The sequence below is a fragment of the Billgrantia sulfidoxydans genome (genome assembly GCF_017868775.1).
GTDB classification, from domain to species: Bacteria; Pseudomonadota; Gammaproteobacteria; order Pseudomonadales; family Halomonadaceae; genus Halomonas; species Halomonas sulfidoxydans.
In genome coordinates, this window is the sequence record NZ_CP053381.1 from 3,042,747 (window position 1) to 3,069,166 (window position 26,420).

Annotated in this window: 16 protein-coding genes, 2 tRNA genes and 3 rRNA genes; 4 read left to right on the forward strand and 17 right to left on the reverse strand. The window is 62.4% G+C overall.

The annotated features are described in order from the left end of the window. Positions 1-11 precede the first annotated feature (11 nt). Positions 12-1,097 carry a 23S rRNA (cytidine(2498)-2'-O)-methyltransferase RlmM gene (gene rlmM, locus HNO51_RS14115; RefSeq protein WP_209537689.1) on the reverse strand — a complete coding sequence of 362 codons (1,086 nt, stop codon included), beginning with the start codon at positions 1,095-1,097 and terminating at the stop codon, positions 12-14. A 250-nt stretch (positions 1,098-1,347) separates the two neighbouring features. Here rlmM and gdhA point away from each other — a divergent pair, with 250 nt between their 5' ends. Further along, on the forward strand, positions 1,348-2,700 hold the full coding sequence (gene gdhA, locus HNO51_RS14120) for an NADP-specific glutamate dehydrogenase (protein ID WP_209537690.1): 1,353 nt from the start codon (positions 1,348-1,350) through the stop codon (positions 2,698-2,700). A gap of 101 nt (positions 2,701-2,801) precedes the next feature. Here the strand turns inward: gdhA and sugE are convergent, their stop codons facing one another. From sugE to HNO51_RS14180, 12 genes are all read right to left on the reverse strand, one after another. Then, entirely contained in the window at positions 2,802-3,116 is a 315-nt protein-coding gene (sugE, locus tag HNO51_RS14125; protein ID WP_209537691.1) for a quaternary ammonium compound efflux SMR transporter SugE, read from the reverse strand. Between the two features lie 141 nt (positions 3,117-3,257). After that, a 5S ribosomal RNA gene (gene rrf / locus HNO51_RS14130) occupies positions 3,258-3,373 on the reverse strand. 101 nt (positions 3,374-3,474) lie between these two features. After that, positions 3,475-6,455 (reverse strand): 23S ribosomal RNA (locus tag HNO51_RS14135). A 198-nt stretch (positions 6,456-6,653) separates the two neighbouring features. After that, positions 6,654-6,729, reverse strand: a tRNA-Ala gene (locus HNO51_RS14140). An 86-nt stretch (positions 6,730-6,815) separates the two neighbouring features. Then, positions 6,816-6,892: transfer RNA gene (locus HNO51_RS14145), tRNA-Ile, on the reverse strand. Positions 6,893-6,988: 96 nt separating this feature from the next. Next, positions 6,989-8,528: ribosomal RNA gene (locus tag HNO51_RS14150) — 16S ribosomal RNA — on the reverse strand. Together the 16S, 23S and 5S rRNA genes with 2 tRNA genes alongside form the textbook arrangement of a ribosomal RNA operon. Positions 8,529-9,163: 635 nt before the next feature. Beyond that, on the reverse strand, positions 9,164-10,648 hold the full coding sequence (gene prpD / locus HNO51_RS14155; RefSeq protein WP_197447943.1) for a 2-methylcitrate dehydratase: 1,485 nt from the start codon (positions 10,646-10,648) through the stop codon (positions 9,164-9,166). A 94-nt stretch (positions 10,649-10,742) separates the two neighbouring features. Next, positions 10,743-11,921, reverse strand: coding sequence for a 2-methylaconitate cis-trans isomerase PrpF (prpF, locus tag HNO51_RS14160; RefSeq protein WP_209537692.1), 1,179 nt, complete (start codon positions 11,919-11,921; stop codon positions 10,743-10,745). Positions 11,922-11,988: 67 nt separating this feature from the next. Then, the gene (gene acnD, locus HNO51_RS14165) at positions 11,989-14,598 is read right to left on the reverse strand and encodes a Fe/S-dependent 2-methylisocitrate dehydratase AcnD (RefSeq protein ID WP_197447945.1); all 2,610 of its coding nucleotides are present in this window, start codon (positions 14,596-14,598) and stop codon (positions 11,989-11,991) included. A gap of 74 nt (positions 14,599-14,672) precedes the next feature. Beyond that, entirely contained in the window at positions 14,673-15,800 is a 1,128-nt protein-coding gene (gene prpC, locus HNO51_RS14170) for a bifunctional 2-methylcitrate synthase/citrate synthase (protein ID WP_197447946.1), read from the reverse strand. 49 nt (positions 15,801-15,849) lie between these two features. Further along, entirely contained in the window at positions 15,850-16,740 is an 891-nt protein-coding gene (gene prpB, locus HNO51_RS14175; RefSeq protein WP_197447947.1) for a methylisocitrate lyase, read from the reverse strand. A gap of 33 nt (positions 16,741-16,773) precedes the next feature. Then, the gene (locus tag HNO51_RS14180) at positions 16,774-17,484 is read right to left on the reverse strand and encodes a GntR family transcriptional regulator (RefSeq protein ID WP_197447948.1); all 711 of its coding nucleotides are present in this window, start codon (positions 17,482-17,484) and stop codon (positions 16,774-16,776) included. Between the two features lie 234 nt (positions 17,485-17,718). On the opposite strand from HNO51_RS14180, the gene pabB reads away from it, so the two are divergent. Beyond that, positions 17,719-19,089, forward strand: a complete 1,371-nt coding sequence (gene pabB / locus HNO51_RS14185; RefSeq protein ID WP_197447949.1) for an aminodeoxychorismate synthase component I — start codon at positions 17,719-17,721, stop codon at positions 19,087-19,089. Between the two features lie 125 nt (positions 19,090-19,214). Further along, positions 19,215-19,832, forward strand: coding sequence for a phosphoadenosine phosphosulfate reductase domain-containing protein (locus HNO51_RS14190; protein WP_197447950.1), 618 nt, complete (start codon positions 19,215-19,217; stop codon positions 19,830-19,832). A 55-nt stretch (positions 19,833-19,887) separates the two neighbouring features. Here HNO51_RS14190 and cysB read toward each other — a convergent pair whose 3' ends face one another. From cysB to fdhF, 3 genes are all read right to left on the reverse strand, one after another. Further along, positions 19,888-20,859 (reverse strand): HTH-type transcriptional regulator CysB, encoded by a 972-nt coding sequence (cysB, locus tag HNO51_RS14195; RefSeq protein ID WP_197447951.1) that lies wholly within the window; start codon positions 20,857-20,859, stop codon positions 19,888-19,890. A gap of 147 nt (positions 20,860-21,006) precedes the next feature. Continuing rightward, a complete protein-coding gene (locus HNO51_RS14200; protein WP_197447952.1) occupies positions 21,007-21,492 on the reverse strand; it encodes a helical membrane plugin domain-containing protein in 486 nt (161 codons plus the stop codon). Further along, entirely contained in the window at positions 21,492-24,455 is a 2,964-nt protein-coding gene (gene fdhF, locus HNO51_RS14205) for a formate dehydrogenase subunit alpha (RefSeq protein ID WP_209537693.1), read from the reverse strand. The genes HNO51_RS14200 and fdhF overlap by 1 nt, the downstream gene beginning before the upstream one ends. Before the next feature lie 398 nt (positions 24,456-24,853). Between fdhF and trxA the strand changes: the two genes are divergently transcribed. After that, a complete protein-coding gene (trxA, locus tag HNO51_RS14210) occupies positions 24,854-25,177 on the forward strand; it encodes a thioredoxin (protein ID WP_197447954.1) in 324 nt (107 codons plus the stop codon). A 14-nt stretch (positions 25,178-25,191) separates the two neighbouring features. On the opposite strand, the gene HNO51_RS14215 is transcribed toward trxA, so the two are convergent. Further along, positions 25,192-26,352, reverse strand: coding sequence for an AI-2E family transporter (locus tag HNO51_RS14215; RefSeq protein ID WP_111413743.1), 1,161 nt, complete (start codon positions 26,350-26,352; stop codon positions 25,192-25,194). Between the last annotated feature and the right edge of the window lie 68 nt (positions 26,353-26,420).

Below are 26,420 nucleotides of genomic sequence, written 5' to 3' on the forward strand. Positions count from 1 at the left end.
GCCCGCCCGCGTCAGTCCCGCAGCCGGACGTGCACCGTGACCTCTTCGCGGTCGTGATAGAGATGCCGGCAACGCAACGTGGCGCGCACGCCGGCATCCGCCACTGCATCTTCCAACTGGGCCAGGCAGCGTTCGACCTCTTCCCAGCGCCGCCTCATCGGCAGCTTCAGGTTGAACACTGCCTCCCGGCACCAGCTCCGGGTCAACCAGCGCTGCACCATCGCCGTCACGCGAGCCGGCTTGTCGACGATGTCGCATACCAGCCAATCCAGCCGATACGGCGGCTCCCAGACGAAACCGTCCTCGCGTAGATGCTCGACCATGCCCGTGGCCATCAGGTCGCCTTTCATAGGGCCATTGTCGATGGCATAGACATGCATGCCCCGAGCCACCAGTTGCCAGGTCCACCCGCCGGGTGCCGCCCCCAGATCCGCCGCCTGCATTCCCTCAGAAAGGCGCACGTCCCACTCTTCGCGCGGAATGAACTCGTGCCAGGCCTCCTCGAGCTTTAGCGTCGAACGGCTGGGCGCCGCCGCGGGGAAGCGCAGCCGGCGAATACCGCCAGGCAGTTCGCTGCGGTTACCCGGAAAGCTCATGCCCAACTGCACGAGATCGCCACCCATCCAGAACAAGTGCAAGCGGCGCCCGCCGGCCTTGCGACGAAGGGCACCCCGCTTACGCAAGGCCGACTCTAGAGGACGTGTCAGCGCCTTGATCAAACCTGCTAGCGCCTTGCCCTCGTTGGTATCGGGCGTCTCATGCCAGATCGAATCGAAACTCCAGCCGCTCTCCATCACCTGCTTGAGGATGGGAGACAGCCTGTCGTCACGCTTCAGCTGTAGTGACGGCAGCGCCACCAGACTCTGGCGCGCGAAGATGAGCCGCTCGAACGCCAACTGACGATGCAGCTCATTGGCCGGCCGCTCATCGCCGACGACCAAGTTCACGAACCCGGACTGATCGATGAACTCGGCTCTGCCCTGCCAGCCGAGTCGCTCGACGTTTGCCGCCACTTCGGCTGCCACATCGGCCTCGAAACCAGGGCGACAGTAGAAGAGCAGCTGATCGGGCACCATGCGTTCTGCCAGGCTGGACATCGACGTTTCTCTCACGGATTCGTTGGTGCCGCATGGTACCAGCCCCGGCCTTCGCTGTCGGCCCTCTCGGTATCGTTAAAAAATCGTCTTTTAAAATTTCCTAATGCTCGATATTGGTGCGCAAAAAACGGCAATTTGAAAGCGATTTCGGCTCATATCAATGTCTAATTCCGACATAGCCTATGCGATTGCTGCATAATGGTGCATTGAATTATAGTGAGCGCACCTAATTAAACTCAGGATGCTCTCAATGACCTACATCCACGACACTCTCGAAGGGCTGCGCAGGAGCAGTCCGGCCCAGGGCGAGTTCTACCAGGCCGCCGAGGAAGTGCTCGAATGCCTGCGTCCCCTGCTGGAGGCCGCGCCACGTTACCACCAACACAGCATCATCGAACGCATCGTCGAGCCGGAGCGCCAGATCATGTTCCGCGTCAGCTGGGTCGACGATGCCGGCAAGGTTCAGGTCAACAAGGGCTATCGCATCCAGTTCAACTCGGCACTCGGCCCTTACAAGGGCGGCCTGCGCTTTCATCCCAGCGTCAACGCCAGCATCATCAAGTTCCTGGGCTTCGAGCAGATCTTCAAGAACGCCCTGACCGGGCTACCCATCGGTGGCGGCAAGGGAGGCTCCAACTTCGACCCGAAGGGCAAGTCCGACGGCGAGATCATGCGCTTCTGTCAGTCGTTCATGAACGAGCTGTACCGCCATATCGGGCCGACCATCGACGTTCCCGCCGGCGACATCGGCGTGGGCGCCCGGGAAATCGGCTACCTGTATGGCCAGTACAAGCGTCTCACGGGCCGCTACGAAGGAGTGTTCACTGGCAAAGGGCTGAACTGGGGCGGCTCTCTCGGCCGAAAGGAAGCCACCGGCTACGGTGCGGTCTACTTTGCCCAGAACATGCTCGAAGCGCACGGCGATAGCATTACCGGCAAGACCTGTCTGGTATCCGGTGCCGGCAATGTGGCCATCTACACGATCGAGAAGCTCTACCAACTCGGCGCCCGGCCCATTACCTGCTCGGATTCCCGCGGCACGATCCATCACCCAGATGGGATCGACCTCGACACGCTGAAGCTGCTCAAGGAGGTCAAGCGAACCTCGCTGCGCGAGTACGTCGAGCACCACCCTGAAGCAACGTATATCGATGCCCAAGACTACCCGAGCGACGGCCATGCCGTATGGCGCATCAAGGGAGAAGTTGCCTTCCCCAGCGCCACGCAGAACGAGGTGACCGAGGCCGATGCCAACGCCCTGCTTAACAACGGCGTGCACTGCATCAGCGAAGGCTCGAACATGGCCTCCACCGCCACCGCCGTCGACCGCTTCCTCGAGGCCAGGATCGCCTACGGCCCCGGCAAGGCCGCCAATGCCGGCGGCGTGGCCACCAGCCAGCTCGAGATGGCGCAGAACAGCAGCATGCAGCAGTGGACCCTGGAGAAGGTCGATACCAAGCTGCAGGCAATCATGGCAGATATTCATCGGCAGTGTGCCAGCACCGCCGAGGAGTTCGGCGAGCCAACCAACTTGGTACTTGGCGCCAACATCGCCGGCTTCCGCAAGGTGGCGGATGCCATGATCGATCAAGGCGTCGTATAAGCCACTCCATCCTTGCCGCCGAGATTTTCGGCACTACAGATGCAAAAGCCCCTGACCTCGCGGCCGGGGCTTTCGTCATATAGATATTTTCTCGCGCCCCGCTACGCAGCCACCTTCAACCCCACCAGGCCGGCAAGGATGAGCACCAGGCTGAGCAGCCGCAGCGGCGAAGCGCTATCGCCATAGATCAGAATACCCAGCAAGACCGTACCCACCGCACCAATCCCCACCCAGATCGCGTACGCGGTACCCACGGACAACACCTTCATTGCCTGTGCCAGCAGATAGAAACTGGCCACCATCGCCAGAAGCGTGAGCAGACTGGGAAGCGGTCGGGTAAAGCCGGCCGACGCCTTCAGGCCCAGCGCCCACGCCACTTCGAGAAGACCGGCAACGACCAACATCAGCCAGGCCATTGGAGATTTCCTTCTTGAGGGTCCGAGGCCGTCCCCGGGTTGCAGCACACCATCGGGTCGTCCCGCTGGCGATCAGAGTCGTTTTGGAGCCCCTGAAACGACGAAACCCAGCCTCATTCGAAGCTGGGTTTCTGAAGAGATGCCTGACGATGACCTACTCTCGCATGGGGAGACCCCACACTACCATCGGCGCTGAGCGGTTTCACTGCTGAGTTCGGCATGGGATCAGGTGGTTCCCACTCGCTATGGTCGTCAGGCGAAAACGGTTGGAATCATGCTGCGTGATCGTCTCGCCCGCGCCTACCGGCGCGCTGCGTATCCGTCAATCGTGCGCGATGCGCAGACCCCTTGGGGTTATATGGTCAAGCCTCACGGGCCATTAGTATCGGTTAGCTCAACGCCTTGCAGCGCTTCCACACCCGACCTATCAACCAGCTGGTCTCGCTGGGCCCTTCAGGAGGCTCGAGGCCTCGGGGATGTCTCATCTTGAAGGGGGCTTCCCGCTTAGATGCCTTCAGCGGTTATCCCGTCCGCACGTAGCTACCCGGCAATGCCACTGGCGTGACAACCGGAACACCAGAGGTGCGTCCACTCCGGTCCTCTCGTACTAGGAGCAGCTCTTCTCAAACATCCAACGCCCACGGCAGATAGGGACCGAACTGTCTCACGACGTTCTAAACCCAGCTCGCGTACCACTTTAAATGGCGAACAGCCATACCCTTGGGACCGACTTCAGCCCCAGGATGTGATGAGCCGACATCGAGGTGCCAAACACCGCCGTCGATGTGAACTCTTGGGCGGTATCAGCCTGTTATCCCCGGAGTACCTTTTATCCGTTGAGCGATGGCCCTTCCATACAGAACCACCGGATCACTAGAACCTACTTTCGTACCTGCTCGACGTGTCTGTCTCGCAGTCAAGCACCCTTATGCTCTTGCACTCAATGCACGATTTCCGACCGTGCTGAGGGTACCTTCGTGCTCCTCCGTTACGCTTTGGGAGGAGACCGCCCCAGTCAAACTACCCACCACACACTGTCCTCGATCCGGATCACGGACCTGAGTTAGAACGCCAATGATGCCAGGCTGGTATTTCAAGGTTGGCTCCACCCGAACTGGCGTCCGGGGTTCTTAGCCTCCCAGCTATCCTACACAAGCAACATCAGCGTCCAGTGTGAAGCTATAGTAAAGGTTCACGGGGTCTTTCCGTCTAGCCGCGGGTACACAGCATCTTCACTGCGATTTCAATTTCACTGAGTCTCGGGTGGAGACAGCGTGGCCATCATTACGCCATTCGTGCAGGTCGGAACTTACCCGACAAGGAATTTCGCTACCTTAGGACCGTTATAGTTACGGCCGCCGTTTACCGGGGCTTCGATCAGGAGCTTCGCCCGAGGGCTAACACCATCACTTAACCTTCCGGCACCGGGCAGGCGTCACACCCTATACGTCCGCTTGCGCGTTTGCAGAGTGCTGTGTTTTTAATAAACAGTTGCAGCCACCTGGTATCTTCGACCGCCTCGTGCTCCAGCCGCGAGGGCCTTCACACTAGCGCGGCGTGCCTTCTCCCGAAGTTACGGCACCATTTTGCCTAGTTCCTTCACCCGAGTTCTCTCAAGCGCCTGGGTATTCTCTACCTGACCACCTGTGTCGGTTTGGGGTACGGTCCCACTGTATCTGAAGCTTAGAGGCTTTTCCTGGAAGCGTGGCATCGATGACTTCCACCCCGTGGGGTGTTCGTCTCGCCTCTCGGCCTTGGGATCCCGGATTTGCCTAAGATCCCAGCCTACTGGCTTTCACCAGGACAACCAACGCCTGGCCCACCTAGCCTTCTTCGTCCCCCCATCGCAATACAGTGAGGTACGGGAATATTGACCCGTTTCCCATCGACTACGCCTTTCGGCCTCGCCTTAGGGGCCGACTCACTCTGCTCCGATTAGCGTCGAACAGAAACCCTTGGTCTTCCGGCGGGGGAGTTTTTCACTCCCCTTGTCGTTACTCATGTCAGCATTCGCACTCGTGATACCTCCAGCAGACTTCTCAATCCACCTTCATCGGCTTACACGACGCTCCTCTACCGCGAGCATGCATCCTTGATACCACTCTTCCCCTCCCGACTCGACGTTCGGGACGGCTTGGACGTCGCTTCGCGACGCCAATCGAATAGCATCAAGTGATGCATGCTCACCCGTAGCTTCGGTACCTGGTTTAGCCCCGTTACATCTTCCGCGCAGGCCGACTCGACTAGTGAGCTATTACGCTTTCTTTAAAGGATGGCTGCTTCTAAGCCAACCTCCTAGCTGTCTGAGCCTTCCCACATCGTTTCCCACTTAACCAGGATTTCGGGACCTTAGCTGACGGTCTGGGTTGTTTCCCTTTTCACGACGGACGTTAGCACCCGCCGTGTGTCTCCCACGCTTGCACTCACCGGTATTCGGAGTTTGCCTCGGGTTGGTAAGCCGGGATGGCCCCCTAGCCGAAACAGTGCTCTACCCCCGGTGGTGATACGTGAGGCGCTACCTAAATAGCTTTCGAGGAGAACCAGCTATCTCCGAGCTTGATTAGCCTTTCACTCCGATCCACAAGTCATCCAAATCTTTTTCAACAGATCCTGGTTCGGTCCTCCAGTTGATGTTACTCAACCTTCAACCTGCTCATGGATAGATCGCCCGGTTTCGGGTCTATTCCCAGCGACTGGTCGCCCAGTTAAGACTCGGTTTCCCTACGCCTCCCCTATTCGGTTAAGCTCGCCACTGAAAATAAGTCGCTGACCCATTATACAAAAGGTACGCGGTCACCCCACGAAGGGGCTCCCACTGCTTGTACGCATACGGTTTCAGGATCTATTTCACTCCCCTCTCCGGGGTTCTTTTCGCCTTTCCCTCACGGTACTGGTTCACTATCGGTCAGCCAGGAGTATTTAGCCTTGGAGGATGGTCCCCCCGTCTTCAGTCAAGGTTTCACGTGCCCCGACCTACTCGATTTCACGACACTCAGGTTTCGGCTACGGGACTATCACCCCCTATGGTCGAGCTTCCCAGCTCGTTCGCCTACCAGTCGTGCCGCTTAAGGGCTACTCCCCGTTCGCTCGCCGCTACTGGGGGAATCTCGGTTGATTTCTTTTCCTCGGGGTACTTAGATGTTTCAGTTCCCCCGGTTCGCCTCCCAACACCTATGGATTCAGTGTGGGATACCCAGCTGGTGCTGGGTGGGTTTCCCCATTCGGAAATGCCCGGGTCACAGGTTGTTTGCCACCTCACCGAGCCTTATCGCAGGCTACCACGTCCTTCATCGCCTCTGGCTGCCAAGGCATCCACCGTATGCGCTTAATCGCTTGACCATATAACCCGAAGGGGTCTGGTCTGCGATCACGTACGACAATTGCCGGATACGCTTGAGACGTATCACTTTTGCTTTCCCCTTGCGGGGAAAACTTGTCAGCATGATTCACATTGTTAAAGAGCAGACTGTTCAGAGAACAGTGGAAAGTCTGATGACTTGCCGCTGGTCTCTGCAGATCAAGACTGGCTTGGAGAAATGGTGGAGCCAAGCGGGATCGAACCGCTGACCTCCTGCGTGCAAGGCAGGCGCTCTCCCAGCTGAGCTATGGCCCCGAAAAGAATTTGTGTGAAACTAGGCGAAAGACGACGACGTATAGCCTGCTATACGAGGAGTCTTTCAACGACGTATCACGCAAATTTGGTGGGTCTGGGCAGATTTGAACTGCCGACCTCACCCTTATCAGGGGTGCGCTCTAACCAACTGAGCTACAGACCCGGCTTACAACCACTGGGTCGTCGACCCAAACAGTCTTTGCTCTGGCCGATCAGGTAATTCATTGTGGGCACTTGCCGCGAGGCGTGATACGTCGTTTAAGGAGGTGATCCAGCCGCAGGTTCCCCTACGGCTACCTTGTTACGACTTCACCCCAGTCATGAACCACACCGTGGTGATCGCCCTCCCGAAGGTTAGGCTAACCACTTCTGGTGCAGTCCACTCCCATGGTGTGACGGGCGGTGTGTACAAGGCCCGGGAACGTATTCACCGTGACATTCTGATTCACGATTACTAGCGATTCCGACTTCACGGAGTCGAGTTGCAGACTCCGATCCGGACTGAGATCAGCTTTCTGGGATTGGCTCACTCTCGCAAGTTCGCAACCCTTTGTACTGACCATTGTAGCACGTGTGTAGCCCTACCCGTAAGGGCCATGATGACTTGACGTCGTCCCCACCTTCCTCCGGTTTGTCACCGGCAGTCTCCCTAGAGTTCCCGACCGAATCGCTGGCAAATAGGGACAAGGGTTGCGCTCGTTACGGGACTTAACCCAACATTTCACAACACGAGCTGACGACAGCCATGCAGCACCTGTCTCTGCGTTCCCGAAGGCACCCCTTCGTCTCCGAAGGGTTCGCAGGATGTCAAGGGTAGGTAAGGTTCTTCGCGTTGCATCGAATTAAACCACATGCTCCACCGCTTGTGCGGGCCCCCGTCAATTCATTTGAGTTTTAACCTTGCGGCCGTACTCCCCAGGCGGTCGACTTATCGCGTTAACTGCGCCACAAAGTCCGCGAAGGACCCAACGGCTAGTCGACATCGTTTACGGCGTGGACTACCAGGGTATCTAATCCTGTTTGCTACCCACGCTTTCGCACCTCAGCGTCAGTGTCAGTCCAGAAGGCCGCCTTCGCCACTGGTATTCCTCCCGATCTCTACGCATTTCACCGCTACACCGGGAATTCTACCTTCCTCTCCTGCACTCTAGCCTGACAGTTCCGGATGCCGTTCCCAGGTTGAGCCCGGGGCTTTCACAACCGGCTTATCAAGCCGCCTACGCGCGCTTTACGCCCAGTAATTCCGATTAACGCTCGCACCCTCCGTATTACCGCGGCTGCTGGCACGGAGTTAGCCGGTGCTTCTTCTGTGGGTGATGTCTTTCCTCCCGGGTATTAGCCGGAAGGCGTTCTTCCCCACTGAAAGTGCTTTACAACCCGAGGGCCTTCTTCACACACGCGGCATGGCTGGATCAGGCTTGCGCCCATTGTCCAATATTCCCCACTGCTGCCTCCCGTAGGAGTTCGGGCCGTGTCTCAGTCCCGATGTGGCTGATCATCCTCTCAGACCAGCTACGGATCGTCGCCTTGGTGAGCCGTTACCTCACCAACCAGCTAATCCGACATAGGCTCATCCGATAGCGCAAGGCCCGAAGGTCCCCTGCTTTCTCCCGTAGGACGTATGCGGTATTAGCCTGGGTTTCCCCAGGTTATCCCCCACTACCGGGCAGATTCCTATGCATTACTCACCCGTCCGCCGCTCGCCACCAGGGAGCAAGCTCCCCGTGCTGCCGCTCGACTTGCATGTGTTAGGCCTGCCGCCAGCGTTCAATCTGAGCCATGATCAAACTCTTCAGTTTCAAATCATTGCGGTTCTTGCTCGCCCCTTCCCGAAGAAACGGACGAAAGCGAACCAAACTCGGCTCAAGGTCAAAGCTTCTCAAAAGACCCGAAGGTCTCGACGAGTCGCTTGCCTTGAAATGGTGTGACTTCTCACCACCTCATCGACAAGCGCCCACATGAATTACCTGATCGATTGTTAAAGAGCAGCTCGCTTGCTGTCGTGGCCGTCGATCCCGTGACCGAGGGGCCTCGCCAGCGCCCTGCGAGGAAGGCGTATTCTACTGAAGCGTCGGAGTTTGTCAACTCTCTTCGAGGCCGTCACCGAGGTGATCCTGACCGCGAAGACCCGCCTGAGCCGGCGACCGCAAGCCCGCTTGCGGACTTGCTTTCGAGTGGGGCGCATTCTACCGAATCCACCGTGGGCGTCAAGCGCGAATCTTGCGAAGCGAGTCGAAAAATTCAAAGCATGACAACCACTTACCACTCCTCCCACCGCTGGCCACGTTGCCCGTCGCCGGCAGCGGATGCGTACTTTAAGGGGTGCCGACCGATGACGCAACCCTCCGCGTCAAAAAAATATAGCTCAGGATTCAGACGTCAGCCATGACGGCGATCAATTTTCTCATGCTCGTACACGCCGTACCACGCGACATCAAATGACGAAGAGGTCGACGAATCGATGTACCGGCGTGGCTTCCAGCTGCGCCCGATCGCTGCACAACGAGAATATTCGCTCGCAGCGCCCGGCGGGGAAGCGCGTGGCCAAGTTGCGCCGAAACTTCTCCTCGAGGATGGGAATGCCTTCGTCGCGACGTCGGCGGTGGCCAAGCGGATACTCCACTTCGATGCACTCCGTGGCGCTGCCGTCGCCGAAGTAAACCTGGATGGCGTTGGCGATTGAGCGCTTGTCGGCGGCAAGATACTCCTGGGTGTAGCGGGGCTCCTCTCTCACCTCCATCTTGTCGCGCAGCGTATCGATCAGCGGATGCTGGCGATGAAAGTCATCCTCGTAGTGTTCGGCGGTCAGATCGCCGAAGATCAACGGCACGGCCACCATGTACTGCAGGCAGTGGTCACGGTCCGCCGGGTTGGCCAACTCGCCCTCCTTGGAGATGATGCGAATCGCCGATTCATGAGTGGTGATGACGATACGCTCGATCTCCTCGAGGCGGCCCTTGACCTGAGGGTGTAAACGCACGGCGGCCTCGCAGGCCGTCTGCGCATGGAACTCTGCCGGGAAGGCGATCTTGAACAGGATGTTTTCCATCACGTAGGTGCCGAATTCGCGCTGGAAGCGAAGCTTCCTCTCCCCTTCCGGCTTGAGCGCCTGGTCCTTGTTGGTCTTGGAGAAGAGCACGTCGTAGAAGCCCCACTGCGGTGCGCTGAGCACCCCGGGGATCCCCATCTCGCCACGCAGGGCAATATCAGCCAGGCGCACGCCGCGAGACGTGGCGTCTCCCGCGGCCCAGCTCTTGCGCGAGCCGGCGTTGGGTGCATGGCGATAGGTACGCAGACTCTGCCCGTCGGCCCAGGCATGCGACAACGCCGACAGCAGTTGCTCCCGGCTCGCCCCCATCAGGTGGGCGGCTACCGCCGTGGATGCCACCTTGACCAGCACCACATGATCCAGCCCGACCCGGTTGAAGGAGTTTTCCAGCGCCAGCACGCCCTGAATCTCGTGCGCCTTGACCATCGCCTCGAGCACGTCGCGCAGGGTCAGCGGTGCCTCGCCCTGGGCGACTCGCTTTTGCGAGAGGTAATCCGCCACGGCGAGAATGGCACCCAGGTTGTCAGAGGGATGCCCCCACTCGGCGGCAAGCCAGGTGTCGTTGTAGTCGAGCCAGCGCACGATGCAGCCGATGTCCCAGGCGGCCTTGACCGGATCCAGGCGAAAAGAGGTGCCGGGCACACGCGCGCCATGAGGCACCACCGTACCCTCGACGAGAGGGCCCAGATGCTTGGTGCATTCCGGAAAGCGCAGCGCCAAGAGGCCGCAGCCCAGGGTATCGATGAGACAGTTGCGTGCGGTATCCAGCGCCTCCTCGCTCTCGATCCGATAGTCGAGAACGTAGTCGGCGATCATCTGCAGTTCAGGGTCGTAATCGGGACGGACGTTGCGTTCGACGGTGGTGCTCATGCTCCCTCCTGTCTCAGGCTCGATGTCGTCTCCTCTCACTATAGAAAACGCCCCAAGCCTTGCGACCCGGGGCGATACCTGGCACGGCGAATGCCTAGAACGAATCGCCGGGCACTCGCACCCACCCTTCCATCAACACCCGGGCGCTGCGGCTCATCACCGCCTTGGTTGCCGTCCACTGGTCATTGGACTGGGAGGCTTCCGCTCCCACTCGCAGGGTGCCGGAGGGATGGCCGAAGTGCACAGAGTTGCGCTCGCCGCCGCCTGCCGCCAGGTTGACCAGGGTGCCGGGCACCGCCGCCGCCGTGGCGATGGCCACGGCTGCCGTGCCCATCATGGCATGGTGCAGCTTGCCCATGGAGAGCGCGCGCACGACAAGGTCGATGTCCGAGGCCATGATCGCCTTGCCGCTCGAGGCGACATAGTCGGCCGGCGGGGCGACGAAGGCCACCTTGGGCGTGTGCTGGCGCTCGGCCGCCTCGCTGACCTCCTTGATCAGCCCCATGCGCACCGCGGCATGGGCGCGAATCGACTCGAACATCGTCAGCGCCCGGGTATCGCCGTTGATCGCCTCCTGCAGCTCGGTGCCGCTATAGCCGATCGCCGCGGCATTGACGAACACTGTCGGAATACCGGCATTGATCATGGTGGCCTCGAGAGTCCCCACCCCCGGCACCTCGAGTTCGTCGACCAGGTTGCCGGTGGGGAACATGGCGCCCTCGCCGTCGGCCGGGTCCATGAACTCGACCGCCACCTCGGCGGCCGGGAAGGTCACGCCGTCGAGCTCGAAGTCGCCGGTCTCCTGCACCTCGCCGTTAGTGATCGGGACTCGTGAGACGATGGTCTTGCCGATATTGGCCTGCCAGATACGCACCGTGGCGATGCCGTTCTCGGGGATGCGCGAGGGATCCACCAGGCCGTTGCTGATGGCGAAGGGACCGACGGCGGCGGAGAGATTGCCGCAGTTGCCGCTCCAGTCGACGAAGGGCTTGTCGATGGAGACCTGGCCGAACAGATAGTCGACGTCGTGATCCGGACTTTCGCTCTTCGACAGGATCACCGTCTTGCTGGTGCTGGAGGTGGCTGCACCCATGCCGTCGATCTGCTTCTGGTAGGGATCGGGGCTGCCGATCACCCGCAGCAACAAGGCGTCACGGGCCGGGCCGGGCCGGCGCGCCGCCTCGGGCAGATCCTCCAGACGAAAGAAGACGCCCTTACTGGTACCGCCACGCATGTAGGTGGCAGGAATCTTGATTTGAGGAACGTGGGCCATGGCACTCGCTTCGTGAAATGACGGAGAACCCCGGCGATGACGCCGGGGCGTTCACGTGATGTGTGGATCAGGCCACCGCTTCGGACTCGAGAAAGTCCTGGGCGAAGCGCTGCAGCACGCCACCGGCGGAGTAGACCGTAACCTCCTCGGCGGTATCCAGACGGCAGATCACCGGTACCCGCTCGACGTCACCGGACTTGCGGTGAATGACCAGTTCGAGCGTTGCCCGAGGCGCCGGCTTGCCTTCGACGTCATAGGTCTCGGTGCCGTCGAGCTTGAGCGTGTGGCGCGTGGTGCCCTCCTGGAACTGCAGCGGCATCACACCCATGCCCACCAGGTTGGTGCGGTGGATGCGCTCGAAGCCCTCGGCGACGATGGCCTCCACGCCGGCCAGCGCCACGCCCTTGGCCGCCCAGTCGCGCGAGCTGCCCTGGCCGTAGTCGGCCCCGGCGATGACGATCAGCGGCTGTCCGCGCTCCATGTAGGTCTCGATGGCCTCCCACATGCGGGTGACCTTGCCTTCCGGCTCGATGCGCGCCAGCGAACCCTGGATCACCTCGCCCTTCTCGTCCCGCACCATCTCGTTGAACAGCTTGGGGTTGGCCAGCGTGGCGCGCTGGGCGGTGAGGTGGTCGCCGCGGTGGGTGGCGTAGGAGTTGAAGTCCTCCTCCGGCAAGCCCATCTTGGCCAGGTACTCGCCCGCCGCGCTGTCCAGGAGAATGGCGTTGGAGGGCGACAGGTGGTCGGTGGTGATGTTGTCGGGCAGGATTGCCAGCGGCCGCATGCCCTTCAGCGCACGCTCACGCGCCATGTTGCCCTCCCAATAGGGCGGACGACGAATATAGGTACTCTGCGGACGCCATTCGTAGAGCGGGCTCTTGGCCTGTTCTACCTCGTCGAGGTTGAACATGGGGATGTAGACCTGCTTGAACTGCTCCGGCTTCACGTACTCGTCGACAATGGCATCGATCTCTTCGTCGCTGGGCCACAGCTCCTTGAGGGTGACGGGGTTACCGGCCTTGTCGTAGCCCAGTGCGTCCTTCTCGATGTCGAAGCGCACGGTGCCGGCAATGGCGTAGGCCACCACCAGCGGCGGCGAGGCCAGGAAGGCCTGCTTGGCGTAGGGGTGGATGCGCCCGTCGAAGTTGCGGTTGCCGGAGAGCACTGCGGTGGCATAGAGGTCGCGGTCGATGATCTCCTGCTGGATCTCCGGGCGCAGCGCGCCGGACATGCCGTTGCAGGTGGTGCAGGCGTAGGCGACGATGCCGAAGCCGAGCTTCTCGAGTTCGGGCAGCAGGCCGGCCTCCTCCAGATAAAGGCGCGCGACCTTGGACCCGGGGGCGAAGGAGGATTTTACCCAGGGCTTGCGTACCAGGCCCAGTTCGTTGGCCTTCTTGGCCAGCAGCCCCGCCGCCACGACGTTGCGCGGGTTGGAGGTATTGGTACAGCTGGTGATGGCGGCGATGATCACCGCGCCGTCGGGCATCCTGCCGGCCCTCTCCTCGGCCAGGGCCTGCTCCAGGTTCACGGCGATGCCGCGCTCGGCCAGCGCCGAAGTCGGCAGGCGACGATGGGGGTTGGAAGGCCCGGCCAGGTTGCGCTCGACGCTGGAGAGATCGAAGGTGAGCACGCGCTCGTACTCGGCATTCTTCAGGCTGTCGGCCCACAGCCCCACGGTCTTGGCATAGTTCTCGACCAACGCCACCTGCTCCGGCTCACGGCCAGTGATGGTCAGGTAGTCGAGGGTCTGCTGGTCGATGTAGAACATCGCCGCGGTGGCGCCGTACTCCGGCGTCATGTTGGAGATGGTAGCGCGGTCGCCGATGGTGAGGCTATCGGCGCCTTCGCCGAAGAACTCCAGGTAGGCGCCCACCACCCGCTCCTGGCGTAGGAACTCGGTGATCGCCAGCACGATGTCGGTGGCGGTGATGCCGGGCTGGCGCTTGCCGGTCAGCTCGACGCCGATGATGTCGGGCAGGCGCATCATCGAGGGACGCCCGAGCATCACGGTCTCGGCCTCGAGCCCGCCCACGCCGATGGCGATGACGCCCAGGCAGTCGATATGCGGGGTGTGGCTGTCGGTGCCCACGCAGGTATCGGGATAAGCCACACCATCGCGGGCCTGGATCACCGGCGACATCTTTTCCAGGTTGATCTGGTGCATGATGCCGTTGCCGGCGGGGATCACGTCGACGTTCTCGAACGCGGTGCGGGTCCAGTCGATGAAATGGAAGCGATCCTCGTTACGGCGATCCTCAATGGCCCGGTTCTTGGCGAAGGCATCGGGGTCGTCGCCGCCGCACTCCACGGCCAGGGAGTGGTCGACGATCAGCTGGGTCGGCACCACCGGGTTGACCTTGGCCGGGTCACCACCCTTCTCGGCGATGGCGTCGCGCAGGCCGGCCAGGTCGACCAGCGCCGTCTGGCCGAGGATGTCATGGCACACCACCCGCGCCGGGTACCAGGGGAAATCCAGGTCGCGCTTGCGCTCGATCAGCTGCTTGAGCGCATCGGTGAGCAGTTCCGGCTCGCAGCGGCGGACCAGCTGCTCGGCCAGTACGCGAGAGGTATATGGAAGGGTGTCGTAAGCTCCGGGCTGGATCGCCTCGACGGCCTCACGCACGTCGAAGTAGTCCAGCGCGGTGCCGGGAAGCGGTTTGCGATATTGAGTATTCATGGGTCGACGGTCTTCGCGTGGTGTGAGATCGGGCGAGGAAGAAGGCGGCCCGAAGGCCGCCTGTACGTGCAGGTTCAGTCACGCTCCTCGATCGGTACCCACTGGCTCTTCTCGGGGCCGATGTAGTCGGCACTGGGACGAATGATACGGTTGTTGGCGCGCTGCTCGAAGACATGGGCACACCAGCCGGTGACGCGCGAACAGACGAAGATCGGCGTGAACAGCTTGGTGGGAATGTCCATGAAGTGATAGGCGCTGGCGTGGAAGAAGTCGGCGTTGCAGAACAGCTTCTTCTCGCGCCACATCACCGCCTCGACGCGCTCGGAAACCGGATAGAGCACGGTGTCGCCCACGTCCTCGGCGAGTTTTTTCGACCACTCCTTGATGATGGCGTTGCGCGGGTCGGACTCGCGATAGATCGCGTGGCCGAAGCCCATGATCTTCTCCTTGCGCTCGAGCATGCCCATGATCTTTTGCTCGGCCTCTTCCGGCGACGTCCAGTTCTCGATCATGGCCATGGCCGCTTCGTTGGCGCCGCCATGCAGCGGGCCGCGCAGCGAACCGATCGCACCGGTCACGCAGGAGTGCATGTCGGAGAGCGTCGATGCACACACCCGGGCGGTAAAGGTCGAGGCGTTGAACTCGTGCTCGGCATACAGGATCAGCGAGACATTCATCACCCGGGCATGCAGCTCGGAGGGGGCCTTGCCACGTAGCAGGTGCAGGAAGTGAGCGCCTACCGACTCGTCGTCGGTCTCGGTCTCGATGCGCACGCCGTCATGGCTGTAGCGATACCAGTAGCAGATGATCGACGGCAGCACCGCCAGCAGGCGGTCGGAGACGTCTTGCTGCTGCTCGAAGTTCTCCTCGGTCTCGAGGTTGCCGAGCATCGAGGCACCGGTACGCATCACATCCATCGGATGCGCGTCCTTGGGGATCTGTTCGAGCACGGCCTTGAGCGCTGCCGGCAGGCCACGCAGTCCCTTGAGCTTGCTGACGTAGGCGTCAAGCTCGGCCTGGCTGGGCAGCTTGCCCTTGAGCAGCAGATAGGCCACTTCCTCGAAGCGCGCCTTCTCGGCCAGTTCCTTGATGTCGAAGCCGCGATAGGTCAGGCCGGAACCGGTCTTGCCGACGGTACACAGGGCCGTACTCCCGGCGCTCTGGCCGCGCAGGCCGGCACCACCGATGGGTTTGTCTGACATGTCGTGTCTCCTTGATATGGCGTGTTGTTATCGGCGTAACGGGTCGGACTCAGGTGTCCGCGCCTTTCTCGGCAAACAGCGCATCGAGCTTCTGCTCGAAGGCGTGGTAATTGAGGAAGTCGTAGAGTTCGTCGCGGGTCTGCATCAGCTCGACCACGTCGCGCTGATGGCCGTTTTCCAGGATGCTGCGATAGACCTTCAGCGCGGCCGCATTCATGGCGCGGAAGGCCGACAGCGGATAGAGCACCATGCGACAGCCCACCTCGGCGAGCTCCTCCTGGCTGAACAGCGGGGTGGCGCCGAACTCGGTGATGTTGGCCAGGATCGGCGCCTCGACCCGCTCACAGAAGGCGCGGTAATCGTCCAGGGTATGCACCGCCTCGGCGAAGATCGCATCGGCGCCCGCCTCGATGCAGGCGTTGGCACGATCGATGGCGGCGTCGAGCCCCTCTTTCTGGAAGGCGTCTGTACGCGCGATCAGGGCGAAGTCCGGGTCGATGCGTGCGTCGGCGGCGGCCTTGATGCGATCGACCATCTCCTGACTGGAGACGATCTCCTTGTTGGGACGGTGCCCGCAGCGCTTCTGCGCCACCTGATCCTCCAGGTGAACCGCCGCCACGCCGGCACGCTGCATCTCCTTGACGGTGCGCGCGATATTGAACGCACCGCCCCAGCCGGTATCGATGTCCACCAGCAACGGCAGGTCGGTGGCGCCGCAGATGCGATGAGCGTCCTCGACCACATCGTTCATGGTGGTCATGCCCAGGTCGGGCAGGCCGAAGGAAGCATTGGCCACCCCACCGCCGGAAAGATAGATGGCCTGATGGCCGACCCGCTCGGCCATCATCGCGGTATAGGCATTGATGGTACCGACGATGGGCAGCGGCCGGTTGGCGTCGAGGGCGGCACGAAAGCGAGCGCCGGGCGTGGGTTGCGTCATGGATAGGCTCCTGTGTGATCGTTCGAGCCGGCCTCAGGCAGTGGCCTCGGCCTGCTCCTTGAGAATCTCGGCGTAGCGGTCGGCCACGTTGGCCCGCGAGGCGCTGACGTGACGGCGCATCAACAGCTCGGCCAGCTCGGCATCCCCCGCCTCGATGGCATCGACGATGCGGTGGTGTTCGACAAAGGCGCGCTGGGGCCGGGTGCCGCTGGCACTGAACTGGGTGCGATAGAGCCGCACCAGGTAATAGAGGTCGTCGCACAGCATCGTCATCAGCATGCGGTTATGGCTGCCCTGCACGATGCGATAATGGAAATCCAGATCGCCTTCGCGCTGGTAGTAGGCCTCACCGCTCTGGAGATCCGATTGACGCTCATGCAGCGCCAGCACCTCGCGCAGGCCGGCGATCTCCTCGCGGGTCATGTGCTCGGCGGCCAGGCGTGCGGCCATGCTCTCGAGCGCCTCGCGCACGTCGAACAGCTCGAGCAGTTCCTTCATCGACAGCTTGATCACCCGCGCCCCGACGTGAGGCACGCGCTCGATCAGGCGATGAGCCTCCAGGCGACGCATCGCCTCGCGCAGCGGGCCGCGAGAGATGCCGTAGGTCTTCGACAGGCCCGGCTCGGTGATCTTGCTGCCCGGCGCCAGCTCACCGCGGACGATGGCATCCTGAAGCTGGTGAAAGACGCGTTCGGCCAGGGTGCGAACTTCCGGAGAGGTTTGTTCTGGAGCGGCTGAGTTCATGGCAATTGTCGACAATTAGTGAATGAAGTGACTTTAGACACTGCCTCATCTCTGGTCAACCTCCCTGACGGAGCGATATCCTACGCCTTTGGTTGTAATGCGAGAAACTGTCACTGCACTTGATGTCGACAATCTTGCCAGCGTTGACGCGAGGATCGTTAACAAAGCAACGACTCTCACGACAAAACGCACACTGCCCCCTAGAATGGTTGGCCCGTTCCGGAAGGCCCCCTGATGACTGAAAGACTGCAAATCAGCTCGCTTCCCTATCGGGAGGACCCGCGCGCCTACTTCGCTTCCCTGCGCCAGCGCCCGGGAGCCGTCCTGCTCGATAGCGGCAGGCCCGCCGCCTTCGGCGGTCGTTACGACATTATCTCGAGCGACCCCGTGTCGCTGCTGAGCGTCGATGGGCAGGGCAACGTCAGGGTGGACGGCGCCCTATGCGAGCAGCGTAACCCCTTCGTCGCCCAGCAGGCGCTACTGGAGAGTCTCTCGCTCGAGTTCCCCGCCAGCCACCTGCCCTTCCTCGGCGGCCTGATCGGCTACTGGGGCTACGACCTGGGGCGGGCGCTCGAGCCGGTGGGGGACGCCTCGGCCCCCGTGGTGGCGCTACCGACCAGCCGCACCGGGCTCTACGACTGGGCCTTGATCCAGGACCATCGCGAGAAAGCGAGCTGGCTGGTAGCCACGCACGCGAGGCGCGAGCAGGTCCTGGGCTGGTTGCATCAGCCCGCTCCGCCAGGCGCCGATTTTCAGTTGCTCTCTCCCTTCGCCGGCGAAATGGATCGTGCCGGCTATGCCCGGCGCTTCGCCGCCGTCCAGGCATACATTCGCGCCGGCGACTGCTACCAGATCAACCTGGCGCAGCGCTTCAGCGCGCCCTACCGTGGCGACCTCTGGTCGGCCTACCTGCGCTTGCGCCAGGCGACACCGACCCCGTTTGCCGGCTACATGGCCTGGCCGACCGAGCGGGGCGAGCAGGCCATCCTGTCGCTCTCGCCCGAGCGTTTCCTGCACTGCCGAGCCGATGGACACGTCGAGACCCGACCGATCAAGGGCACGCGACCGCGCGGCGCCACGCCCGAGCAGGACCGACGCCTGGCCGATGAACTGAAAGCCAGCCACAAGGATCGTGCCGAGAACGTGATGATCGTCGACCTTCTGCGCAACGACCTGGGCCGCGTGTGCCGCCCAGGCAGTGTACGGGTACCCCAACTGTGCGGCCTGGAGAGCTACGCCAACGTGCATCACTTGGTCAGCATCGTATGCGGCGAACTGGAGGCGGGGCGGCGCCCGCTGGACCTGCTCGCGGCCGCCTTTCCCGGCGGCTCGATCACCGGCGCCCCAAAAGTGCGGGCAATGCAGATCATCGACGAGCTGGAACCGAGCCGACGCAGTGTCTACTGCGGCAGCCTGGGCTTCGTCGACGTGCGCGGCAACATGGACACCTCGATCGCCATTCGCACCGCGGTGGCCGATGGCGAACGCCTCCACCTATGGGGCGGCGGAGGGCTGGTAGCCGACTCCGATGTCGAGGCGGAGTACGTCGAGACGCTGGATAAGATTCGCCACCTCATGGCCGCTTTGGAAGGAGGCAAAGCATGAAATGGAATAAAGCCCGCAACTTTTTTGCCTTTCGGCTATATGCATCCAATGAAACGATATTGGGGAGCGATTCGCTGCCTTTGGTAGGGTAGGGCCAAGATGCCATCAACGACCCTGGAGCCCCCATGGCTGAACTCGACGCTATCAATCAGGAACTTGGCAACGACCCGGATGCGCTGATCCGGTGGGCCCTGGCGCAAGGCCGCAAGCCCATCATCACGACCAACTTTCGCCCCTTCGAAGCCGTACTGCTGCACATGGTGACGCGCCATCTGCCTTCCATCCCGGTGGTGTGGATGGATCATGGCTACAACACGGAGGCGACGTATCGCTTCGCCGATGCACTGGTCGAGCGCCTCGACCTCAACCTGATCACCTATCTGCCGAAGCGCACCCGGGCTCACCGCGAGGCGGTGGAGGGCCCCATGCCGGGCATCGACGATCCGCGCCACGAGGCGTTCACACGTGAGGTCAAGCTGGAGCCGTTCGAACGGGCGCTGCGCGAGATGGCACCGGACGTCTGGTTCACCGCCCTGCGCGCCGAGGACACCCCCGAGCGATCACGCATGCAGCCGGTCAGCAAGAATGCCGATGGCCTGCTGAAGGTGTCCCCGGTTCTCCACTGGAGCGCCAAGCAGATGTACCAGTACCTGCAGCAGCATGACCTGCCCAACGAGTTCGATTACTTCGATCCCACCAAGGTGGAAGAGAAACGCGAGTGCGGGCTGCACCTGCAGCACTGACCCCCTCCGGACCTGGCCCAAGGCGGGACCGAGCAGAGCTCGGCCCGCCTTTTTTCTAGCGCACCGGCAGCTCCACGTGCTGAAACAGCTCGGCCTCGTGACGCGGCCCGGCAGCCAGCGCCGCATCGACCAGGTCCCGCTCGAGATGGCCGGCGAAGCCCTTGACGAAGTCGTACATGTAACCGCGCATGAAGGTGCCGCGGCGAATGCCGATCTTGGTCACCGAACTCTCGAACAGGTGGCCCGCCTCGAGCGCCACCAGATCGTCGTCGAGCATGGGATCGTAGGCCATGTGCGCCACGATGCCGACCCCCAGGCCGAGCCTGACATAGGTCTTGATCACGTCGGCATCGGCAGCGGTAAGCACCACGTTGGGGGTGAGCCCCTTGGCCCGGAAGGCATCATCGAGCTGGGAGCGCCCGGTAAAACCGAACACATAGGTCACGATCGGCTGCTCGGCCAGACGCTCGAGGGTCACCCCCCCCTCACCGGCCAGTGGGTGGCCGCGAGGCACCAGCACGCAGCGGTTCCAGCGATAGCAGGGCAACAATATCAGGTCGGTGAACAGCTCCAGCGACTCGGTGCAAATGGCGAAATCGGCCATGCCGTCGCTGACCATCTGCGCGATCTGCTTGGGAGTGCCCTGCTGCATGTGCAGGGCGACATCCGGATACTTGCGGGTGAACTCGCCGATCACCGGCGGCAGGGCGTAGCGAGCCTGGGTATGGGTGGTGGCGATCGACAGGCTGCCGCGACGCTCGTCGCTGTGCTCCTGCGCCACTTGCTTGATGTTGTCGGTAAGCCGCAGCACCTGCCCGGCCAGCTCCACGATGGCCTCGCCGGCCGGTGTGACGCGGGTCAGATGCTTGCCACTGCGGGCGAAGATTTCCACCCCCAGCTCGTCTTCCAGCAAACGGATCTGCTTGGAGATACCGGGCTGCGAAGTGAACAGGCTCTGGGCCGTTGCCGACACGTTGAGGTTGTGGCGGGTCACTTCCCAGACGTAGCGCAGCTGCTGTAGTTTCATGGTCGACTTTGGCTCCCTGACGCCCGGCAAGACAGATGCAATGGTGATTAGACATCGCTGCCTAATCACCAAATAGCATATCGTCAAAAGAGTATTCCGGCCATGGGAGCGACGCGACCCTGCTCAGGATCTCACCACGAATGTTGCTCAAGGGCCGCTGGTCGGCTTGCCGAAGTAATCGCTGACCGGCTTGTCGACCGGTTTGTCGAGACGCTCGGCGAACGCCTTGAGCCCCTCCACCAGCGGCGCCACCGCCCGCCACAGCTCATCGTCGTTGAGCATGCGGTAGGCCCCGCTGACGCCCGGGGCATCGCCGCCCTCCTCGCCGGGCTGGTGCTGGCCGATCCGGTCCAGCGCCTCCCTGAGGGCGAACGTCACACGATAGAAGCGCTCCGGCGGGATGTCCGAAAGCATCATGCCAAGAATGGCCAGGTTCTGAATGGCATTGAGGGTGGACTCCTTGCCCAGACCATCCATCACGACACTGGCAATCGAGGTATTGGCCCCTACCAGGTCCTTGGCCAGGCGCAGCACGCCATGCTCATGCAGCACCTGCAGTAGCTGCTCGAGCTCCTCGTGGGCATCGGGGCCGATCCTGGGCGGCGTCACGTCATGCGAGATTCGTTCGGCCATTACATGTTCCTCGGGTTGGATTGCCGGGCGGGCGGCAGCGTGTAGTCTCCCCGCGCCCACTTCACCTCGACCTCGACGCCCGTCGTCGGCGTCGGGCGCCCATGGCGGTAGTTGTGGGCGGGAAGCGGCGGATCGCCGCGCTTGTCGAGCACCTCGAGCTTCACCGCGGTTTCCTTGTAGGCCGGGGTCTGCACGTCGGGGTCGTTGTGCTCGCCGGTCAGCGCATTGACCCCCGGCTTGCCGAAGTGAATGGGCATGAACAGCGTCTTGCCGGCGACCCGGTCGGTGATGACCGCCGGGAATTCGATGCTGTCGCGCCGCGATGTGATTCGCACCCAGGCACCCTCCTCGATGCCCCGTTCGGCGGCGAGCTCAGGGCTGACTTCGACATAACCGTGCGGCACCTGGTCCCAGATGCCCGCCGAGCGCCCCGTCTGGTTGGCTCCCTGGAACTGCTCGAGCAGGCGGCCATTGTCGAGGGAGAGGTCGTACTCCGCGTCGGGGGTCTCCTCGGGCTCCTGCCATTCAAGGGGGTAGAGGTTGGCCCTGCCGTCGGGATTGGGAAAGCCATCGGTGTAGAGCAGTGGCGAGTCGGTACCGTCGGCTGCTACCGGCCACTGCTGTGATTTCCACCCCTCCAGCCGCTCGTAGGAAACCCCCGCGAACATCGGCGAGATCCGCGCGCATTCGGCCATGATCTGGGCGGGATGGGTATAGCCCCAGTCGTGCCCCATGCGTGCTGCCAGCTCGGTGAGGATCCGCCAGTCGGGGCGGCTGTCGCCGAGGGGCTCGAGTACCTGGTAGGCACGCTGGATACGACGTTCCGTGTTCACGTAGGTGCCGTCCTGCTCGACGCTCGGGCAGGCGGGCAACACCACGTCGGCGAACTCGGCGGTGCGGCTCAGGAACACGTCCTGTACCACCATGAAATCGAGCGCTTCGAACGCCGAATGCACGTTATGCGTGTTGGCGTCGGAGAACGCCGTCTCTTCGCCGATGACGTACATCGCCTTGATGCTGCCCTTTTCGGCCGACTGCACCATCAGGAAGTTGCCCTCGCCGACCTTGTCGGAGAGCCGTTCGGGGGGGACCCCCCAACCCTCGGCCCAGCGCTTGCGCGCTGCGGGGTCGGTGACCTTTTCATAACCGGGATACATGTTGCGCAGGCAGCCGAAGTCACTGGCGCCCTGCACGTTGTTGTGGCCGCGCATCGGATAGCCGCCGGTTCCCGGCTTGCCGTAGTTGCCCGTGACCAGCAGCAGGTTGGACAGCGAGGTGCTGATGTCCGACCCGTGGCTGTGTTGGGTAATGCCCATCGCCCAGAGCAGACAGACGCTGTCGGCGCGGCCAATCATCTCGGCGGTCTCGATCAGGGACTGGCGCGAAATGCCGGTGATGTGCTCGGCATATTCCAGGCTGTAAGGGGCTAGCGAGTCACGATATTCTTCGACGTTATTGACCCATTTTTCCAGGAATTCCGTGTCGGCCAGGCCATGGTCGAACATGTAGCGCGACAAGGCCGAGGCCCAGATCAGATCGGTGCTGGCATTGGGGCGCAGGAAGATGTCGGCGCGTTCGGCCATCTCGTGCTTGCGCGGGTCGATCACGATCAGCTTCTGCCCGTGCAACTTGTGGGCCGCCTTGATCTTCGAAGCGATGACCGGATGATTCTCGGCGGTATTGCTGCCGACGATCACCACGACCTCGGCCTGCTCGATATCCGCGATCGAGCCTGCGTCACCGCCATAGCCGACGGTCCGGAACAGCCCCTTGGTGGCGGGGTTCTGGCAGTAGCGTGACGAGTTGTCGACGCTGTTGGTGCCGATGATCAGACGCGCGATCTTCTGTACCAGGTAGGCCTGCTCGTTGCTGCCCTTGCTCGAACCGATGAAGCCCAGGCTGTCCGGGCCGTGGGCGTCGCGCACCTCGAGCAGGCGGCGTGCCACCAGGTCGAGCGCCTCGTCCCAGCCGGCCTCACGGAAGCGGCCGTTCTCACGGATCAACGGCATGGTCAGGCGCTTCTCGCTGTTGACGAAATCCCAGGCGAACTTACCCTTGATGCAGGTGGAGATGCCGTTGGCCGGTGCCTCGGGCACCGGCTGCACCTTGAGGATGTGGCGGTCGCGGGTCCACATCTCGAACGAGCAGCCGACGCCGCAGTAGGTGCACACCGTCTTGGTGCGCTTGGTCTCGGGCTGACGCAGGCGCATGTCGATTTCCGACAGCCCTGATACCGGCACCGCCCCCGTGGTCGTCTCGAGCTTCTTGACGATTTCGATCATCGGCCGCTTGAGCGACCACGGCATGGCGGAGAACGGCCCCGCCTTGCCGTTCATGCTGTTCTCCATCAGCGCGTTGCAGGGACAGACCGTTACGCAGTGACCGCAGTGGACGCAGCTGGAGTCATTGATCTGCTTGCCGCCGTCCCACAGCACACGCGGATTGTCGCTGGCGAAGTCGATGGAGAGCGTTTCGTTGACCTCGACGTTCTGGCACGCCTCCACGCAACGCCCGCACAGGATGCACTGGTCGGGGTCGTAGGTGTAGAAAGGACTGGAGGTGTCCTTCGCGTGGGGCTTGCGCTGGAATTCGTAGCGCTGGATGGGAATCCGCATGTCCACCATGGCGTTGTGGAGCGTGCAGTCGCCGTTGTTGTTCTCGCATACCGTGCAGTAGAGCTCGTGCTTGGCCAGCAGGCGATCCATGCCCTCCTCGCGGGCCGCCCTGGCATGTTCGCCACGGGTCTCGACCTTCAGGCCATCGGCGCTCCTCAGCGTGCAGCCGCGCTTGAGTTCACCCTCGACCTCGACCCAGCAGGCATCGCAGGTCTCGAGTGCCCCCAGCGAAGGGTGGTAACAGACATGCGGCAGGTCGAGGCCGCGCTGCTTGAGGAAATCGATCAATGGCTCGTCGGCGCGGCCGCGCAGACGTTCGCCGTCGAACACAATGGTGCAGTACGTCATGAGCCGGCTCTCCCTATCGCGGCCCGACGACAAGGTCTGCCTGTCTGGTTCGCCTCGTTCTGCCCAGGCCGCTTGGCGTCTTGCACTGTCTCCTCAGCGCCTTCTGCCGACCGGGTCGCGACGATAACCATCAGCACCAGGAGCCGAGCCATATCCGTATAACTTTCACTCCGTGCTAGGCACGTTAGTCAACTTCCCCCGGCTTGTCTAAGCTGACGAACTACTCCCGGTCATGGATGGCTCGGCGCTCACCCGGCTGCCTCATAAAACGAGGCTCGGCGGGGAACGCCACCGGCCATTTGCCAGACACCCGGCCGACCGCTAACATCTGCCGACCGGACATGCCGACGCATGTCACCCGACCCGCTCGATGTAGCGCAACGTAACTGGAGATTCACATGGCCAATAACGTCGATGTCACCAATGCCAACTTCGAGCAGGAAGTCCTGAAGGCAGAGCAACCCGTGCTGCTGAAGTTCTGGGCGCCTTGGTGCGGCCCCTGCAAGGTCATGGCCCCGGTGATCGACGAGGTTGCCGAAGAGCGTTCCGACAGCCTCAAGGTGGTCAGCATCAACGTCGACGATGCGCCCGAAATCGCTGCCGAGCAGGGCGTTCGTGGCGTTCCCACCGTCATGCTGTTCAAGTCGGGCTCAAAGGTCGCCTCCCTGGTCGGCGCGCAGTCCAAGTCACAACTGGTGCAGTTCATCGACCAGAACGCCTGAACGCGGCCAAGTCGTCAACGTTCGTCCCGCCCCGGCTTCGGCCGGGGCGTTTGCGTTTCCGGCGACGACAGGCCCGGCTCGACTTCGATCCGAAACGACGTTCTCTCGTCGATCACGTCACTGACGAACGGGCGCTTTCCCGGCCCCAGCAGGTAGGCGATCCAGCGCGTCTGGGGATGGCTGTCCAGGGCGATCTTCAGGGTCATGGTCAGCACCACCGAGAGCAACATGCCGACCACGCCCAGCAGCCAGCCCCAGACCACCAGCGAGAGGAAAGCGACAAAGGCGGATAGCCCCAGCGCTCGGCCCATCAGGCGTGGCTCGACCAGGTTGCCGAGCACGAAGTTGATGGCCAGGTAGGCCATGGCCAGGCCGAAGGCCGGCAACAGCCCGCCGTCCTGGGCCACCAGCAGCAGCAGTACCGGCGGCACGGCCGCGATGGCCGAGCCGATGTTGGGGATGTAATTGAGCGCGAAGGCCAGCACGCCCCACAGCAGGGGGAAGCCTACCCCGGCAAGGAGGCAGGCCAGCCACGCCATGACACCGGTGAGCAGGCTGACGAACGTCTTGACCGCGAGATAACGCTTGAGCGTCTGGCTGAATTCCTGGAAGCGCTGCAGGCTGGCTTCCGGATTGTCGAGCGCGCGGGCCACCTTGCGCCGGAAGCTGAGCGTCTCGAACAGCATGAAGATCACCAGCAGCGCCACTACCACGCTCTGCATCAGCAGGTTGCCAAGCCCCCCCAGCAGGGCCGTGAGCCAGCCGCTCTCGTCTTCGGGTTCGACCAGGCCGGCCAGCGTATCGGGGTCGATGGCCAGGCCCATGGCGGCCAGGCTGTCGAGCAGGTTGAGGTAGTGTTCGTAGAGCCGACCCTCGATGCCGGGCAGCGCTTCGATGAAGGTGCCGAAGGCATTGACCGCAAGCAGCCCCACCAGGGAAAGAAAGCCACCGATCACCAGCAGGGTCACCACTACCGCCAGGCGCAGGCCCAGGCCCAGGCGGTGGAGCCAGTTCACCGGCGACGTGCAGATCACGGCGATGAACAGTCCCAGCAGGATGGGGATGATCAGGTCGGCGCCGGCACGTATGCCCGCAATGATCACCACCAGCGCCGCCAGGGCCAGCGTCAAGGTGAGCGGGCGACCGTATCGCACGTTGTCGTCGCGGTGAAGCATGCCATCTATCCCTGTCCGGCTCGTCCTGCTTATCATGACCGTTACCGGGCGCGTGCACAAACCTGCCC

Bases quoted from the DNA above. Each gene is read 5' to 3' on its own strand.
- pabB (WP_197447949.1), top strand. From the start codon at position 17,719: ATGACTGAAAGACTGCAAATCAGCTCGCTTCCCTATCGGGAGGACCCG.
- HNO51_RS14200 (WP_197447952.1), bottom strand. From the start codon at position 21,492: ATGGCCGAACGAATCTCGCATGACGTGACGCCGCCCAGGATCGGCCCC.
- rlmM (WP_209537689.1), bottom strand. From the start codon at position 1,097: ATGTCCAGCCTGGCAGAACGCATGGTGCCCGATCAGCTGCTCTTCTAC.
- prpD (WP_197447943.1), bottom strand. From the start codon at position 10,648: ATGAGCACCACCGTCGAACGCAACGTCCGTCCCGATTACGACCCTGAA.
- HNO51_RS14215 (WP_111413743.1), bottom strand. From the start codon at position 26,352: ATGCTTCACCGCGACGACAACGTGCGATACGGTCGCCCGCTCACCTTG.
- prpB (WP_197447947.1), bottom strand. From the start codon at position 16,740: ATGACGCAACCCACGCCCGGCGCTCGCTTTCGTGCCGCCCTCGACGCC.
- HNO51_RS14180 (WP_197447948.1), bottom strand. From the start codon at position 17,484: ATGAACTCAGCCGCTCCAGAACAAACCTCTCCGGAAGTTCGCACCCTG.
- cysB (WP_197447951.1), bottom strand. From the start codon at position 20,859: ATGAAACTACAGCAGCTGCGCTACGTCTGGGAAGTGACCCGCCACAAC.
- prpF (WP_209537692.1), bottom strand. From the start codon at position 11,921: ATGGCCCACGTTCCTCAAATCAAGATTCCTGCCACCTACATGCGTGGC.
- gdhA (WP_209537690.1), top strand. From the start codon at position 1,348: ATGACCTACATCCACGACACTCTCGAAGGGCTGCGCAGGAGCAGTCCG.
- sugE (WP_209537691.1), bottom strand. From the start codon at position 3,116: ATGGCCTGGCTGATGTTGGTCGTTGCCGGTCTTCTCGAAGTGGCGTGG.
- HNO51_RS14190 (WP_197447950.1), top strand. From the start codon at position 19,215: ATGGCTGAACTCGACGCTATCAATCAGGAACTTGGCAACGACCCGGAT.
- acnD (WP_197447945.1), bottom strand. From the start codon at position 14,598: ATGAATACTCAATATCGCAAACCGCTTCCCGGCACCGCGCTGGACTAC.
- trxA (WP_197447954.1), top strand. From the start codon at position 24,854: ATGGCCAATAACGTCGATGTCACCAATGCCAACTTCGAGCAGGAAGTC.
- fdhF (WP_209537693.1), bottom strand. From the start codon at position 24,455: ATGACGTACTGCACCATTGTGTTCGACGGCGAACGTCTGCGCGGCCGC.
- prpC (WP_197447946.1), bottom strand. From the start codon at position 15,800: ATGTCAGACAAACCCATCGGTGGTGCCGGCCTGCGCGGCCAGAGCGCC.